11 protein-coding genes are annotated in these 16,167 nt (G+C 61.5%); 3 read left to right on the forward strand and 8 right to left on the reverse strand.

What is annotated here, in order from left to right; genetic code table 11:
* From H5U38_13220 to H5U38_13230, 3 genes are all read left to right on the forward strand, one after another.
* On the forward strand, positions 1-1,855 hold a 1,855-nt coding region (locus H5U38_13220; GenBank protein ID MBC7187988.1), incomplete at its 5' end, for a PAS domain S-box protein.
* Positions 1,856-1,928: 73 nt separating this feature from the next.
* On the forward strand, positions 1,929-4,184 hold the full coding sequence (gene buk, locus H5U38_13225) for a butyrate kinase (protein MBC7187989.1): 2,256 nt from the start codon (positions 1,929-1,931) through the stop codon (positions 4,182-4,184).
* A 158-nt stretch (positions 4,185-4,342) separates the two neighbouring features.
* Positions 4,343-4,942 (forward strand): hypothetical protein, encoded by a 600-nt coding sequence (locus H5U38_13230; GenBank protein ID MBC7187990.1) that lies wholly within the window; start codon positions 4,343-4,345, stop codon positions 4,940-4,942.
* 78 nt (positions 4,943-5,020) lie between these two features.
* On the opposite strand, the gene H5U38_13235 is transcribed toward H5U38_13230, so the two are convergent.
* The 8 genes from H5U38_13235 to H5U38_13270 all read right to left on the reverse strand — a co-directional run.
* Positions 5,021-5,653, reverse strand: coding sequence for an outer membrane beta-barrel protein (locus H5U38_13235; protein ID MBC7187991.1), 633 nt, complete (start codon positions 5,651-5,653; stop codon positions 5,021-5,023).
* Between the two features lie 92 nt (positions 5,654-5,745).
* Positions 5,746-6,903, reverse strand: a complete 1,158-nt coding sequence (locus H5U38_13240) for a hypothetical protein (protein ID MBC7187992.1) — start codon at positions 6,901-6,903, stop codon at positions 5,746-5,748.
* Between the two features lie 162 nt (positions 6,904-7,065).
* On the reverse strand, positions 7,066-9,786 hold the full coding sequence (locus H5U38_13245; protein ID MBC7187993.1) for an immune inhibitor A: 2,721 nt from the start codon (positions 9,784-9,786) through the stop codon (positions 7,066-7,068).
* Positions 9,787-9,820: 34 nt separating this feature from the next.
* Positions 9,821-13,651: a S8 family serine peptidase gene (locus tag H5U38_13250; GenBank protein MBC7187994.1), complete on the reverse strand. Its 3,831-nt coding sequence runs from the start codon at positions 13,649-13,651 to the stop codon at positions 9,821-9,823.
* Positions 13,652-13,800: 149 nt separating this feature from the next.
* Positions 13,801-14,652, reverse strand: a complete 852-nt coding sequence (locus H5U38_13255; GenBank protein ID MBC7187995.1) for a hypothetical protein — start codon at positions 14,650-14,652, stop codon at positions 13,801-13,803.
* Complete coding sequence (locus tag H5U38_13260) at positions 14,639-15,127, reverse strand: metal-dependent hydrolase (protein ID MBC7187996.1); 489 nt, start codon at positions 15,125-15,127, stop codon at positions 14,639-14,641. The genes H5U38_13255 and H5U38_13260 overlap by 14 nt, the downstream gene beginning before the upstream one ends.
* Positions 15,115-15,564 (reverse strand): hypothetical protein, encoded by a 450-nt coding sequence (locus H5U38_13265; GenBank protein ID MBC7187997.1) that lies wholly within the window; start codon positions 15,562-15,564, stop codon positions 15,115-15,117. The genes H5U38_13260 and H5U38_13265 overlap by 13 nt, the downstream gene beginning before the upstream one ends.
* Before the next feature lie 7 nt (positions 15,565-15,571).
* A partial coding sequence (locus H5U38_13270; GenBank protein ID MBC7187998.1) for an inositol monophosphatase occupies positions 15,572-16,167 on the reverse strand: 596 nt, incomplete at its 5' end.

Genomic DNA, 16,167 nt, shown 5'->3' on the forward strand with positions numbered 1-16,167 from the left:
ACACGCTGCGGTGGGCGTATGCTTGGTCGACCGCCAAGGGACGGTCATCCAAATCAACCGAGCTGGCTTGGAGATTGTTGGCGCCTCGGCTGTTGACGACCTCAACCGACGCGGTGTGGTCTCCTTGGTGGACGAGCAGACGCGCGAGGCACTCGCCCGCGAGCTGGCCAGAGGGTCGCTCCGGGCACGGGAGGTGACGGCTACTCGCCTTGACGGTCGCAAGGTCGAACTGCTGGTCCATGCCCGGGAGGTGACCACGCCGGACCACGGCCAATGCGTCGAGGCCTGGTTTACCGACGTCACGCGACGCCGCACTGCGGAGCGCCGCTTGCGCGAGTCGGAAGAGCGTTTCAGATCGTTCGCAGAGAGCATCGCCGAGGGGGTGGTCATCGTCAACACCGCCGGCGGCATTGTGTACGCCAATCGTCGCGTGGCCGAGTTGTTCGGCTACACGCGCAAAGAACTCGCGGGCATGGAGCTGTGGGAATTCTTTCACCCCACCGAGCGCGAGTCGCTGCGCAGCCTCTTCGCGCAGCTTGTGCAGGGGCAGGCCACCAGGGTGCAGACGGAGGGCGACGGCCTGACCAAGAGTGCGGCCATCCTCCGGCTGGAGGTCAGCCTCACGCCGCGGCGCAAGAGAGGGAAGGTGGTGGGGGCCTTCGTGGTGCTGCGGGACGTTACCCAGCAGCGTTCTCTGGAGGAACAGCTCCAGCAGGCGCAGAAGATGGAAAGCGTCGGCATGTTGGCAGGCGGCATCGCCCACGACTTCAACAACATCCTCACCGAAATCCTTGGCTACGCCTCGTTGATCGACGCTGAGGAAGAACTCCCGGAACACCTGCGAGGAATGGTTGGCCAGATAATCGAGCTTGCCTCTCTGGCGGGCTCGCTGACGCAGCAGCTCATCGCCTTCAGCCGCAATACCAGGCCGCAGCGCCGCCCCATGCAGCTCAACGAGGTTGTGCGCGAGACGGCCCGCTTTCTCTCCCACAGCATGCCCGAGGGGATTGCCCTCAGGACGCATTTGGCCAAAGATCTGCGCATCATTTCTGGCGATCCGGTGCAATTGCAGCAGGTGCTCATCAATCTCTGCGTCAATGCGCGCGACGCCATGCCCGACGGGGGCAAGATCGTGATCAAAACGGAGAACCTCACCCTCACTGAGGAACAACGGCGTCAGTTCAAGAATCAACAGCTGCATGAGGTTGTCCGGCTGCGCGTGTCCGATACCGGCGTGGGCATGGACCAGGAGACGATGAAGCACATCTTTGAGCCCTTCTTCACCACCAAGTCGAAAGGGAAGGGCTCGGGATTGGGTCTGTCCATCGTCTATGTTATCGTGGCTGGGCACGGAGGTGAAATCCAGGTGAGCAGCGCGCCAGGACAGGGCGCAACCTTTGACATCTACTTGCCGGCACTGACGGAACAGCTCAAACCCGAACCCGAAAAGAGACGACTGCCGCTCAAAGGGGGCGACGAGTGTATCCTGCTCGTTGACGACCAGGAAGAGATGCTCGAATTGGCTCAAAGGATGCTCAGTAGGCATGGCTACAAGGTGTTAACCGCCAAAGGTGGCGCGGAGGGCGTGGAGCTCTTCCGCCAGCGGGCCGACGAAATCGACCTGGTGATCTTGGACCTTCTCATGCCGGACCTCGCCGGCGAAGAGTGTGCCCGCATCATGCGCTCCGAGAAGCCAGAGGTGGCCATACTCTTGACCAGCGGTTTCGTTCCTGCTCCACGGGGACAGGAGGAGCTGGCGCAGGTCAGCGACGGTATCCTGCAGAAGCCCTTCGACTTGCGGCAACTGCTCACGGTGGTGCGCGCAACCTTGGACGCCAAGAAATCGCGCCACTGACTGTCTGCTGCGCTCTTTGGAGCAGACAGATGGGTGAGCGTACGAAGAGAAGAAGCCACAGGAGGGAAACCGGGTGTTCGACATTGAGCGCTCGTTGGACGAACAGATTCTGGCCATAGAGAAGATCAAGCCCACGGCCATCTTCGCGGACGGATTGGACCCACGGGTCATTTTGGCCGCCTCGCGGCTGGTGCGCTTTGCCAAGATCGTTATCCCGGCCAGCGAGGAAGAGATCGCCGCCTTTGCCAAACGTGCGTGTCCCCAAATGGACGCGACCCGTATCGAGTACCTGCTCAGCAATATCAAGGCGGTGGACCTGGCCAAGGAGGAAGAGCTCCTCGAGGAGTTTGCCCGGGAGTATGTGCGCATCGGGCGGAAACACGGGTGGCTGGGCACCGAGGAGGAGGCGCGCGAAGTCGTGAGCCAGCCCCCGATGTTCGCCATCATGGCCGTCAAGTTGGGGTATGCCGACATGGCCTTCGGCGGCCTCAAGTATGGGCCGCGGGAATTCTTCCGTCCCTTCATGCGCATCGTCGGCCAGAAGGGCACGGCCTTCGAGGCGGGCATCTTCGTCCTGCCAGAGGGACACATGGAGCAGTTCTACGAGCAGAACATTGTGGCCTTTGGCGATGTGGCAGTCAACGCGCGCATGACGCCCGCGCGCCTGGCGGATGTGGCTGTGGGGACGTGCAAGATTGCGCGCGATATCATCCCCCAGGATGTGCTTCCCTATATCAACGGCTGCATCGTGTCCTATTCCACCAAAGGGCTGGACGAGGGGCCGTCCGTGGACTTGGTGCGCAAGGCGGCGGAGTTGGTGCCGCAGCGTCTGGCAGCCTTGGTGCGCCGCGACCCGCGGTACGCCACCATCCGGATCGATGCAGAGGTGCAGATTAGTTGCGCCATCTCCCGCGAGGCAGCGGTGGTGAAGTTGGGGGAGCGCTACCAGCCGGATTCGCCCTTGGGCAGGGTCAACGTCATCATTGCTCCTAACCTGGACCTGGGCAATTTCCTCTACAACATGTACGCCACCCGTTACCCGACGGCGAAAAAGTTCCCCGTCTCCGGGGGACTGGCCAACAAGGTCGTCGACTTCTCAAAGGAGTCCACCGAGAGTGACGTGGTGCTGGGTGCCAAGGCCAACATCCTCATGCTGCTCAAATCCGGCAGGTGGCAGGCCACCCCTCGTGACCGGTTTTTCCCCCGGTACCGCATCCTGGCCATCAATCCCGGCTCCACTTCGACAAAAGTCGCCTACTTTGAGGGGGACATCGAGGTTTACGCCGGCGAAATCAAACACAGCGCCGAGGAGCTTGCGCCGTTTGAGGAAATCACCGAGCAGTACGATTTTCGCAAGAGAGTCATTCTGTCGGAACTGCAGGCCAGGCAGATCGACATCCGCCGCCTTGATGCCGTGGTGGGCAGGGGAGGCTTGATTTGGCCGGTGCCGAGTGGCACATTTCTCGTCAACGAGCGCATGAAGCAAGACCTCCGCGCCTGTGTACAGGGCAGCCACGCGTCGAACTTGGGCGGGCTCATTGCCGCTGAGATCGCTGAGGAGCTGGGGATTCCGGCCTACATCGTCGATCCGGTTGTGGTGGACGAGGTGAGCGAAATTTACAAGATCACCGGGCTGAAGGAGTTGCGGCGAAAGATTATCTCGCACGCGCTTAGCCAGATCGCCACGGCGAAACGCTACGCAGAGGAGACGGGCCGCTTCTATCGCGAGATCAACGTCATTGTCGCCCACCTCGGCGGCGGCATCAGCATCGGAGCGCACTTCAAGGGGCGCTATGCGGAAGTCAACAACGCGCTGGACGGTGAAGGGCCATTCACCCCGGAGCGGAGCGGGTCACTGCCGGTGGGCCAGCTTATCCAGCTTTGCTACTCAGGAAAGTACACGCTGAAAGAGATGAAGCTGAAGAACAAAGGGCGAGGTGGGCTGATCGACCTGGTGGGAACCTCGGACTTTCGGGAGGTGGAGCGACGCGTGCTGGCCGGCGAGCCTGAGTTTGTGGCAGTGTTCGAGGCAATGGCTTACCAGGTTGCGCGGTGGATCACCTCCCTGCTGCCCGCCTTTGAAGGCGAGCCGGTTGACCAGGTGCTGCTGACCGGAGGGCTCGCGCGGTGCCAGCCCTTTGTGGAGCGCATCAAACAGCGCATCGCCGCGCTCAACGTCGGGGTCACGGTCTACCCCGGCGAGAACGAGATGACGGCGCTCCGCGACGGGGCCCTGCGCGTCCTCATGGGGAAGGAGAAGGCCAAGACCTACCTGGGGAAGCCATCGCCCGCCGAGGAGGCACAGGCTGCCCAGCTGGCCGCCAGCTGAAGGCGGTTGCCTCGTAGGCCCATCAGCAGAACGGAAGGCAGCAGGTGAGGAATAGGCGATCATCGAGATTTGTGCCGGGCGCGCTTTTGGGATGTCTGCTAAGCCTGTTGGGCGCAAGCGTTCCGGGACGATGTCAGCTGGCAGGAGGGCAGGCCGGAGTGGGTCTGCCTACGGCCAGCTTTGCCAGGCCGCCGCATGACGATCCGGTGGAACGGGGCGCGCGGGCAGGCTTCTGGTTGCAGGCGCTCTACCTGCACCCGATCGGGCCGGTTTACCTGCGCACCAGCTGTGCCATTGCCTCATTCGGCGAAAAAGAGAAAACCTTCACCTCCGCGGGCACCATCGCCGGTTTCCGGCACGACTTTTTTTCGTTGGGCACTGGTGTCGAGATTGACCCCTGGAGCGGGTCTGCGGTGCGCCCCTTTGCGCATGGCGGGGGTGGGCTGTATCTCTACTCAGGACGCGCCGTTGATGTGGGCCGTGGGGGTCAGGACACACCGATCGCCCGCGAGGAGTTTCACTTCAAGTGGAAGCTGCGTTTCGGTGTTGAGGCTGGTGGCGGCGTGATTTTCCAGGTGGTACCTGAGCTGGTACAGCTGCGCCTGAGCCTCACTTACACCAGTGTGTTCTGCGGGGAACTCAAGGGGCTTGTCGGCTACGAGGCCGGCGCACAGCTGTTCGAATACCCCTATCCTTATCCTGCCAAGCGCTTGGAGTATCTGTTGCTCGGCCTGGGGCTCGTCTTCCAGCTGCAGTAACGCTGCACGGTGGCTGGGCAAAAGCAAGAGGCCGACTGCTGAGAGCAGCCGGCCTCTCGTCTGTTCGGTTGTCGGCCGTCAGAACACGATGCCAGCGGTAATGCCGACAAAGCTGGTTGCTTCATCCTCCGTGAAGATGTGGCGATAGAGGCCCTGGATGATCAGGTTCAGGGTCTCCGTGAGAGGTGTCTCGAAGCCGGCGCCCGCCGCAATGCCGAATTTGTTCTCGTCGTCCTTGTAGGTCTCCGTGCTGGAGTAGAACCCGGGGATGTTCATCTTGACGGTCATTTCGGTGCCGAGCATGTTGTATGTGCCCTGGGCGAGCAGGAAGAACTGCGTGTTGGCAGTTGCCGGCGTCAGGTAGGGCCGCAGGCCAACGGCCAACTCGACGATGTGCCCGTTCCCGGTCACGTCAAAGTAGTCGCGGTACGGACCGATCTCGGCTTCCAGTTCGTCTAAGAGCTTATCGCCATTGAAGGAGAACAGCTCATAGGCGGCACCGAAGGTCACGCCCAGCTGCTCCGAGGGGAACATGACGTACTGGCCGTGCAGGCTGTAGCCGACTTTGAAATAGTCCTTGAAGGCATCCGGTGCGAGAGGGATTGCTCCCCCTGCGAACAACTCAATCTGGCCGCGACGGGCTTGGGCCAGGGCCTGGCCGGAGAGGACAAACAGCGCCAGAACGAGCAGGACAACGGTCGTGCGTCTCATAGGTGACCCTCCTGTGGAAGTGAAGCGTTGCGAAGCCTGGACGGCCCTTGCCGCCCGTGTCAAACAGTTGGGGCGTCTTGGCTTGCTTCTGCCTACTTGGTGATGACCCGGTCACGCAGTGCCGGCGCCCCGGTCTTGGTCTTCGTGACCGTAGCGAGGCTATAGGACTCGAACACGTCGGTGACCTGGACCTCGCAGAGCTCGTCAATCATCCTGCCGATGACCTTGCCAGAGACAGGATGCACGATGGGTGCTCCTTCCCGGTAGATGATGCACTTGCGCCCCTTCTTCAAGCCGCTGCTGGAGCCCAGGTCAAGGGTGAGGCGACTGCCATCGATGCCGATGACGTAGCCGTTTACCAGCGGAAAGTCGTCCCTGAACTTGCCCGCCAGCTCGCTGATCATCTGCGACAGGCTCTGCAGGCTGATGCCAGTGACGAATGCATCCTTGGCTGAGATGATGGTGGCCGTCTCGGTATCGATCAGACGGGCGTCGATGGTCACCGAATTGCCGCCCTGGGTGATGCTGCCGATCATGACGGCGTCCACGCCAATCCCCTTGCCAATCTGTGCAGCGGTGGAGGCATCAAGCACCCCCGACATGCCCAATTGCTGCTCGGCCAGGATCTTTTCCAATTGCGCCCGCTCAATGACCTTGAAACGGTTGAGGTTGACAAGCTCGGTGATCACCTTGTCGAGAAGGTCAATTTGACCCAGCTCGCGGCCAATGCCTTTGCTGGCGAAAGGCAGTACCGCGATGCTCAACCGCTCGCCCACTGCGGTGGCTCCGCTTGGCTCGGGTTCTTTAGGCTTAGCAGGCGGCTCCTTGCTTGGCGGGCCAGGTTGGTCGTCAAAGGGGGGGAGTTCGCCCTTGGGCGGCAGTTGCCCACGGTTGACTAAGTCAAGGAAACGCCGTGCGCGCGGGGTTGGGGCCTGCGACAAAGAGATGTTCAACTCGCGGCGCGCGTTGTCCAGATCGCCGAGGTAGTAGTAGCAGATCCCTAACTCCCTGTGAGGAAAGTATTCGATGAAAGCCGTTCCCTGGGCGCGCTGCTTGGAACTGTCCTTGGCGCGAACCTTAAGGGCTTGCTGGAGAAGCTGCACCGCCTCTTGCAGTCGCCCTTCGCGCGCAGCCTGCAGCCCTTTGACATAGTCGGCGTGCCATTGGGGGGCTGGTGCAGCGTGTACATCAAGGAGGAGAAGGACGCTCACGACCCCCACCAGCGTTGCAAAGGAAAATCTTTGCTTCATGGTAGGTCCCTCAGAGTTGTTGCCCCCACACTCCCGATGCGACAACACACGAAGCTCTCGCACGGCTGTTAAGATATGCAAATATCGGGCAAATAGCAAGCAATATTTTTGTCCCAGGGTAGCAGGTGCTGTTGGCGTGGGGGTGTCCTCCTGCCATCTCGGTCACTGCAACTTGACCACCTTGCGTACTGCCCAAGAGTCCTGCGACTCCAGGCGGAAGAGGTAGATGCCGCTGGGTGCGGGAGCTCCCGACTCAGTGGTGCCGTCCCATCGCATCTCGTGATGACCTGCCGGTAGGTGGCCATCGTACAGGAGCCGGACCGACTGGCCCAGTATGTTCACCACCTCAAGGCGCACCCTACCGTGCTGGGGCACGGCGGCGAGGACGGCTGTCGCTGGATTGAAGGGATTCGGGTAGGCCTCCGAAAGACCAAAAACTATCGGTTTTCCCAGCGGTTCGGTCTCCACCGGAGTGGCGCTGACCAGTACGAACCTCACGTCGTCGATGTACCAGCCCGCCATGTTGACGTCCGAGTCCGAGCCAAAATGGAAGCGCACCTGCACCGTATGACCGATGAACGGCGTGAGATCGATAGTCTCCTCGTGCCAATAGTCGCCGGTGCCTGACGGTCCGCCAAAGGCAGGTTCCCCGCCTAGCGTGGTATTGTACGGATTGACGACCTTGTCATACCCGGCTTCAGGGTAAGCCAGGGCGAAAGGTCCGGCGTCGACGGAAATCTTGATATTGCCGCCGTCCCAGAGCGCGCCGGAGTACTCGAACTCGTACCAGTGCCAAAATCTCAAGGAGGCTGCGCGCAAAGTGGGCGGGAGCGGGATCGGCGGGGTGTCCAGGCGCGAATCCGAGTAGTTGCGGTAATTTCCGCCCAGGTTGGTTGCCCACAGCTGCAGTCCGGAGTGGGCCCCGCGCGGGCCGCTGGTCGGGCGACCCCACTGCCAATCGCTTTCGGCAGAAGCGGTGAAGTGCCCTTCGTCTTCAAAGTCGAAAGCCAAATCGCCGGTTACACGGAAGGAGAAAAAGCCTGCAACCGGTAGCTGGGAACGATTGCCGCGTCGGGAGGCATCGACGGCAACGATGCGGTACTCCCACTCATCGCCTTCCGCGCTCTGGAGTGCCTCGATCTCACCGCGATACTGGTCAGGCACGCCCGTGGTGGTCAGACGAAGCGAGTCCAAAGGGCCCCCGTTCCGGCGGAATTGTACCCACACTGCCGCGATCCCCGCATTGTCCCTCACCTCGGCAATCACGGGAAAGGAGTGGTCAAATACCGACTTTTCCTGGATTGGGATGTGGCTAATGCTGGGCGGCACAGTGTCTGGCCGCACGCTGAAGGAGTAGAGTGCCAGAGGTGCAGCGCGCGGCGCCCTGCCCACACGCCCCTCCTCGTCTTGTGCAGAGAGGTAATAGGAAATGGTCACGTCGGGGCCACGGCCCGGCAACTGAGCCGCATACAGTCCTGGCTCTGCCTGGGGCAGCATGGCCAGCGAATCGAAGCCGGCCCCGGTGTCAGTGGTGAAGTACAGCCACACCGCATCACTCTGGATGGGAGCGGGGGTTGCGGAGCTCAGTGGGATGGCTGGGGAGATCCGAGCAACCACCGCGTACGGCCCGACATCGTCTTCAGTATCGCGGAGAGGCGTGTGTGCGATAATCGGCTCTTCGCCCGCCGCATAGCAAACGTAGAGGTTGGGGCCCAAGTTCTCCGTGATTTCCTGTGTGATCCTGGAAGTATCTGGATGGAACTGTACGCCCACTTCGGGGGTGAAGGCGAAGATCTTGTTCTTGGCTGTCTGCTCGCCGTAGAGCCAGTCGTCAGAGTCGCCATTGGTGATGTAGATCGTGCCCGAGGCGGCATTGCCAGGAGTGTAGCTGTTGTAGGCCACGCAACTGTCCGCCAACGCCCTGAATACCGCTTGGTCCGGGGTGTTCCGCTTCACATAGCCCCAGGGATAGAGAAAGAGTTGGCCATAGCTGTGATAGGAAAGGGAGATCCTGAAGCGATGTTGCAGGCAAAGGTCACGGATGGCCTGCACCTCCGGCTCCGAAAAGGGCGCCGGTCCGCGGTACGTCGCGTCGGAGGGCACCGGACTTGAACCGTGGTTGTCATAGCCCCACATGTACCCGTAGTTGCGGTTCAGGTCAACGCCAAAGGAGCCGTCGCCGTTGTCCCTCCTGTTCTTCCGCCACCAGCGGTCGGTGGTGAAGACGTAGGCGTGGCCGTCAGGGTTGACCAGCGGCACGAGCCATATCTGGCGATTGTCCACAAGGTAAGTCACGTACGGGTCTGTCCCATAGTTGCTGAGCAGGTAGTTCATGAAGTAAAGGACGATTTCCGGCGTGATGATTTCCCGGGCATGGTGGCACCCCATGATCAACACCTCTGGCTCGTCCTCCTCTTCCGCCACGTTGTCGGAGATCTTCACTGCCCAAATGTCGCGGTCGGCTTTCCCCTGTGTCTTTTCCCAGGAGTCGCCGATGTCAATGACCCGCACCAGGTCGGGGTAGTTGCCCATGGCGGCGTTGATCTCGGCCACCAGGCGCTCGTAGTTGTGAAAACGGTCAAAGTAGCCTTGCGTGCGCCACTCCCTGTCCAAGGCCTCCAGATCCGGGATAAGGGTTTCCGTTTTCAAGCCTAACTGGGCAAAAGCTGCGCGTTGTTCGGCGGTGGCGATCACCTCCACGTAGCTACCGTCCCTGGCGCGCCCAGCAATGTCCGGGGCCAGGGTGGCAAAGGCCTTGAGCACCAGAGCGTCTTGTTCGGCTACATCGACCCTCACCAGTTGGCGGACGCCGGCGAAAAGTGAACTCGTCCACGTCAACAGGACCGTGACCGTTACGACCAAAAGACTTTTCGTGCGATCCATTTTTGCTCCTTCGGCGGTTGGGGTCTGTGGCGCGTCACTGCAACAGGATCATCTTCCGGGTAGCCTGATAGTCGCGGGTCTCAAGACGGTACAGGTACAGGCCACTGGGCAGACGCTGGCCTGTATCGTCCACCGCCTGCCATTGGCACTTGTGTTCGCCCGCCGGCAGGAAGGTGTCGATGACCGCGGCAACTCGCCGTCCCAGGAGGTTGAAGATTTCCAGTTTAATGTGCGTTGCCTCTGGCAACGAAAAACGGATCTCGGTGGTCGGGTTGAAAGGATTGGGGTGATTTTGGTACAGGGCGTAGACGGCGGGCGCCTTCGTCGCTGTGACCGCTTCCTCGACTTTCACCGTCGGCCCTGCCACTATGCGCACGTCGTCAATGAACCAGCCGCGGAAAAGCGGCCCCTGTGCAGCATCGCTCACGAAGCGGAACCGGACCCGCACGTCGCTGCAGCCGGGCCCTGTGAACGGGCGCAAAGAACGGTACTCCTCCACCCATGCGGCGCGTACTCCTGTCAAGGCATTCCCCAGCTGCGTCCAGGTGTGCCCGCCGTCGGTAGAGACCTCCACATAGCCAAAGTCTTTGTTGGCTTCGATGTAGTACTTTGTCCAAAAATAGAGCGCTGCGCCAGTGGTCTGGGACAGGTCCGCGCCAAAGGCCATGGTCAGGCTGCCCTCATAGTTGGTCGGGTAGTTCTGGCCAGGACTCTGGTTGGCGCTCATGCTTCCCGAGTGGGCGTAAAAGTCATCCAAACCCCAGGAACCGGAAGCCTCCCAATCGGCAAGACCATTTTCAAAGTCCTCATAGCCGACCAGCAGGGCGAACGTATCAGACACGGCGGTGTTACCGGCAGAGGAGCGGTCGCGCACCAGAAGAGTATAGCACATCGTGTCGCCGTAGGTAGCGATGGGTAGCAGTGGCGCGCGCCAAAGATGAGGCACCGCAGTGGGCAGAAGGTTGCTCTTGTGATCCATGGCCTTTACACCGTAGTAGACGCACGCCTGCGCCGTGTCGATGCCCACATTGTCCGTGAGTACCGCCTCTACCCATGCGGTATCCGCCGCGTTGAACAGGCGCCGTAATGGCTGATGGGTGATGGTCGGGGGGATACGATCCTCCGCCACGGTGTATCGGTACAGAGCAGTGGGCGCCTGGAAGGGGAGTTGCATCGTGTAGTAAGACGTGCCTACGACAAAGAAATACTCCACCGTTGCGGTGTCCCCCGTAGCGGGGATTTCCGCCTGGTAGTCTCCGCCCGCCACCTGTTGCATATTGACAACGTTAAATGTCGCTTGCCCAGCCTTCCGCCAGTGGAGCTCAACGCGCGACAGCCCAGGGAAAAGCCGCTGCAGGTGCAGGCTCGCCACTCGGGCTGCTGCCGGATCCTCGATGTCCGGCAGCGGGGTGTGCTGCACCGGAGTGAGCCACTCAAGCGCGCGGCTCATCACGGTCTGGCGCAGGGCCGAATAGGAAGCTGGCACCGTCGTGAGCGTAGCATCCACTGCCTCCAGGCCGAAGCCAAAGTAGAGGGTTCGGTAGTCCCCCTGGTAGCGTACGGCGCCCACGCCGCCGGTCTTGTACTGGAAAACTGGGAGGCCACCTCCTTTGGGCTCGAGCACCTCGGGGTATTGCTCATCGGCCTGGCGACCCGGCTGGTAGATGGAAAAGGCCAGCCCGTGGCCAATCGGGTCGCCGGTCACACCCACTAGCTGGAGTTGGTGGCTGTCATCGGCGACATACCGCGCATGGAGGAATTGCTCAAGAAAGGCCATGCCTTCGGCACTGTACCATGGGCTGCTTGGATCAGCCAGGCTGTACGCCAGGTCCTGCCCAGTGATGAACAGGCTCCCGCCTGCCTGTAGGAAGCCGCGGAGGGCAGCCATGTCGGTCGAAATGAGATAAGGGAACGACCATTCGCTCACCCAGATCACGATGGGGAACTGGCTGAGGAAACTCTCCGGTGGAGTGCCAAGGAGGCCGTGGTCCCACACGCCGTAGGGAACGCCTATATTGGCCAACAACTGCGCGTAAAAATCCGCGGGGTTTACGGCGCTATTCGCCGGGCTTCCCTCGCGATCCTTAGTGTCGTCCACCACCAGCACAGGGGTCACCCCGACGAGCACTTGCAGCGAATCGAACGTGATAGCTCCACCGTCGTACTCGATGCTGAGGAGCAACGTGGCGGTGTGCCCTTGCGCGTTGGGACGCACGCGTGCCGCCAACGGCGTGGAGAGCTCGACCTCGGCGTCCGCGTTCACCCTGCCCACGAACGCGCGGGGGATAGGAAAATCAAGCGAAGTATCGGCGCTGCTCAGCACCAGCGAGACGTTGTTTGCCTGCGTCACCGAGAAGTTGCGGAAACGGCCGGTGATGTGAATGAGCTCCCCATGTTCGTAGACCCCGTCGCCGTCACCGCCGGCCTCGCGCACTATGAGCGTGTCGGTGTGCATCTTCGGCGGTAGAGGGACAGGCTCGGTCTCGGACACGGCGCGAAAAGCGTTGATTCTGCCGCTGCCCAGCTGCCCCTCAAATCCTGGGTTGACTCTGTCGATGTTGTCGGCGGTAAAGACCACCTGTTGCATGATGCGCAGCGGTGACCAATCCGGGTGCTGCGTGGCTACCAGGCCGCAGAGCCCTGAAGTCTGGGGCGCTGCCAAAGAACTGCCCGAAGCCGAGCCGTAGCTGTTCGCGGTGCGCGGAACGGTTGAATAGATGCCCAGACCCGGAGCCGCTACGTCCACTGCCGGTCCATAGGTGCTCCCTACCCACTCATTGTCCTGGTAGACGGCGATGCGTTGGTCAGAGGAGCTCAACCAGGTCGTGCTGAGTACGTTGCGGTAGGCGCTCGGGTAGTGCAGCTCGTCGGTGACTGCGTTGCCTGCCGCAGCTACCACCACTGCACCCATCTCGGTGGCCGTATCGATGATGTCTTGCTCGCTGGCCATCGGTTGGCCGAAGCGGCCCCAACTACAGTTGATGATGCGCGCCCCGGTACGCGCCGCATATAGGATGCCTTGAAAGCCAAAGGAGACAGAACGGGGGCTGCTGTCGTAGCTGGTTTTGACCGGCATGTAACGGCAGCCCCAGCTTGTGCCGGCAATGCCGACGCCGTTGTTGGTCACCGCGCAGGCCACTCCGGCGACCAAGGTCCCGTGGTCGTAGAACCCGTCGGCGTCGGGCGGGCAATTTGTGGGGTCATTGTCTCCCTCGGCGATGTCGTAGCCGTAGAGGTCGTCGACGTAGCCGTTGCCATCGTCGTCGACGCCGGGCAGACCACGTGCCTCCCTCCAATTGACCCACAAACTCTGCGCCAGGTCGGGGTGCTGGTAGTCCACGCCGTTGTCAATTATGGCGATGACCACGCTGCTGTCACCCTTTGTCACGTCCCAGGCTTGGGGTGCCTGGATCTTCCGCAGATACGACTGCTCGCCGAAACGCGGGTCGTTGGGGATCTCTTCGATGAAGTGAACCGCTACCGGATCGGCATACTCCAAGTAGGGGCTGGTGCGCAGCTCGGCAGCGACCTCTTCGGGGTCGCGCAATGCGGCAAAGGAGACGCGATAGATGCGCTCGCCGCCGTTCGGCGCATGCTTCAGGCCTTTAAGGAGCTGCTCGACCCTCTGCACGCCAATGCGCGCCAGCTGTTGGTCCACGGCAGGCGCGCCCGTCAGGAGACCGTCACTCAGCAGCTCCGGGGCCACCCCAGGTTTCAGCTTGATAATCAACTCCCCCGGAACATACTGTGCCTTGTGCGGGCGCACGTTATCTGCCGACACCCCCCCGTACCCGCTTTCGAAACCCAGACAGAGAACCCCTCCCACCCATGACACAAGCAGTAGTCTGCGGAACTTCGCATGCATGTAGCTTCTCTCCTTTCCTGAGATCGTTGGACTTGCAGCGCTGCTCACTGTGAAGGGCCGCAAAACTCGGTTATACCAAATGCAGAGTTGGTCGGCGCCACTGGGAGCGTGCTTCCCACAGCATAGTTCCCCCATTGCGGGGGATAGACCTAAGAGCGTATCCTCCAGAGTGGATCGCGGTGGAGACGACGGTATCGACGGACCTGCACCACACCCAACCTCACGAGCCCCGCTAAGGCGAGGAGAGAGATGGCCGCGATGTTTGGCCACAGATAGCGACGCGTGGTCATCTCCATCACCTTGACGGCTTGCCCTTCTCGAAACTCCAGGGGAGAGACATCCCAAACGCCGATTTGCCCTTCCACCCAGTCCGCATTGGTTGATGAAATCCTTCCTGGGAGCTGCACCGCACAGGTGAGCTGACAACCGGCAAAGGCTCTCGCCGCAAGCCTGAGGGCCTCCCGGGCCAGGTCCGCCGAGTCCGCCCTGGTACTGGCCGCAAAGCGCCTTTCTAAGTACTGGTACCGCAGAAAGTCGGGTATCCTATGCGTGTCCAGCTCCTCCCGGTAGTGATAACGGTACATGATGAGGAGAAAAGTCCTGCGAAAAGCAACCCGGTTGCTGACGCGCAGGGCCTGAGCCTTGGCTTCGACGACGCGCTTCTCTGCGGCAAATTCTAACCACTCATCATCGCCTGCGTGCTGGCTGGCGTCGAAGACGAAATCTGTGCCAATCGCATTGGGGTTCTTGAGGAGAGCCCGTACCGTAGCGCCAGAGTCGGTGCGGTTGACTTCCCAAGGCTCGCCGGTGGGCATCAAGAAGTGCTCCCAGGCAGAACCAGCGTAGTCGATCTGCCGCAGACAGGCCGTTCGCTCATCGACCACCGTGCGTATCCGGACGTTGAACGCCACACAGCCGGGCAGCAGTACGCTTGCGAGGCAGATCAAGGCCAAAAAGCCACCCGCCCGGCACGCGAGACGCGCTCTGTCAAGAGAATACATGGCGAGTTCCTTCCAGTTGGGGCCGGAGCTTCCTCGAAACGAAGAGGCCCGCTTCCATTGCCGCCACGGCAGCAAGCAGAAAAGGCACTGCGCGCAGAGACTCCTCAGGCCAAAAGAGGCCAAGGGCAAAGCTCTTCCAGCTGAAAGGGAAGAGCCAGTAGTAGCCGGTCCCCAACTGGCGCTGCAGAAGGTCCAAGGCAAAATGCAGCGCCACCCCAGCGAAAAGGCCTGCCATGACGCGCCGCCGAATCTCCTCTGCGCACAGCTCAGTAAGCAGGAGAACCATCAGGGCTATAGCCACGGGCGTGTGCAAGGTGTACACCACGTAGTAAGCAGGAGGGTACAGGATGTAGAAAGGCCTGGTGAGTAGGTCGGGAAGCAGCGCGCCCACGTACACCGGCACGCGGGTGCCCCTCAGGCGAATCGGCCGACTAACCAGATGGGTGAACGCCAAATGGGTCGTCAAGTCTGGCATTGCCTTCTCTCCACAAAGCAGAGCCGCCTGCGATCGAACCGGTAGCTGCGGACAACAAGGACCGCCACCAGCAATGCGGGCAGCAGGGAGATGGCCACCTTGGCACGACGCCTTTTCGCCACGTAGAGGCGCTGGAGGGTCAAGTGCCCATCCCTGTGGAACTGGGCCTGGAAACGCACAAAGTCGCCGACCCGAGCGGTCCCAGGGTCGCCCTGCACACGTACCAGCCGTCCCATCTGCCGGACCACGAACCCATCCTCGACGATTTGCCACACCTTTGCCTCGTTGCCCACCGTGATCGACACGCCATCGAAGCGTTCCGGGTCGCGCAGGCAGTCGATGAGCCGTACCTCCGGGTAGGCGCGGTAGCCGTAGTAGCTCAGCACGGCGAGCAGGCAGAGGAGCAGCCCGATAGTCACAAGGCGTCGTCGGTGCACAGGCGAATTACCCAACGCTCTTCCCAGCAAAGACCGCGGTGATTACCTCCATCATGAGCGGATGGATATGTCCGTTGGAGGCGACGATGTTGCCCTTCCAGACGGCAGAAGGCGCGCCGGTAAAGTCGGTTACCCGCCCTCCAGCTTCTTCGATAAGGAGTTCTCCTGCGGCGATGTCCCATGGCGACAAGCCCAGCTCCCAGAACCCCTCGCACCGCCCGCAGGCCACATAGGCCAGGTCCAGGGCAGCCGAACCCGCCCGCCTGATGCCACTGACCCGCTCGAAGAGCGCCGAGAAGGAGCGAAGGTAGAGCTCCAAGAGGTGCTTGGCGCGGAAGGGGAATCCCGTGGCCAGCAAGCAGCGCGCCGGATCGCTGATCGTCGACACGCGGATTGGCGCGCCGTTCAGAAAGGCCCCTCGGCCGCGTTCAGCAAGAAACAACTCCTCTCGCACCGGATCGACGATTGCCCCTGCGATCACCTGGCCTGCCTGTTCGATAGCGACCGACACCGAAAACATCGGATAGCCGTGCAGGAAATTGGTCGTCCCGTCCAGAGGATCGATAATCCAGCGATGGCCATCGCCCGCATCCTGCCGGGTTT

It is taken from the genome of Calditrichota bacterium (assembly GCA_014359355.1).
GTDB lineage: Bacteria > Zhuqueibacterota > Zhuqueibacteria > JANLFK01 > Oleimicrobiaceae > Oleimicrobium.

Coding starts and splice junctions, on each gene's coding strand:
- H5U38_13235 (MBC7187991.1), bottom strand. CDS start 5,653: ATGAGACGCACGACCGTTGTCCTGCTCGTTCTGGCGCTGTTTGTCCTC.
- H5U38_13240 (MBC7187992.1), bottom strand. CDS start 6,903: ATGAAGCAAAGATTTTCCTTTGCAACGCTGGTGGGGGTCGTGAGCGTC.
- H5U38_13245 (MBC7187993.1), bottom strand. CDS start 9,786: ATGGATCGCACGAAAAGTCTTTTGGTCGTAACGGTCACGGTCCTGTTG.
- H5U38_13250 (MBC7187994.1), bottom strand. CDS start 13,651: ATGCATGCGAAGTTCCGCAGACTACTGCTTGTGTCATGGGTGGGAGGG.
- H5U38_13255 (MBC7187995.1), bottom strand. CDS start 14,652: ATGTATTCTCTTGACAGAGCGCGTCTCGCGTGCCGGGCGGGTGGCTTT.
- H5U38_13260 (MBC7187996.1), bottom strand. CDS start 15,127: ATGCCAGACTTGACGACCCATTTGGCGTTCACCCATCTGGTTAGTCGG.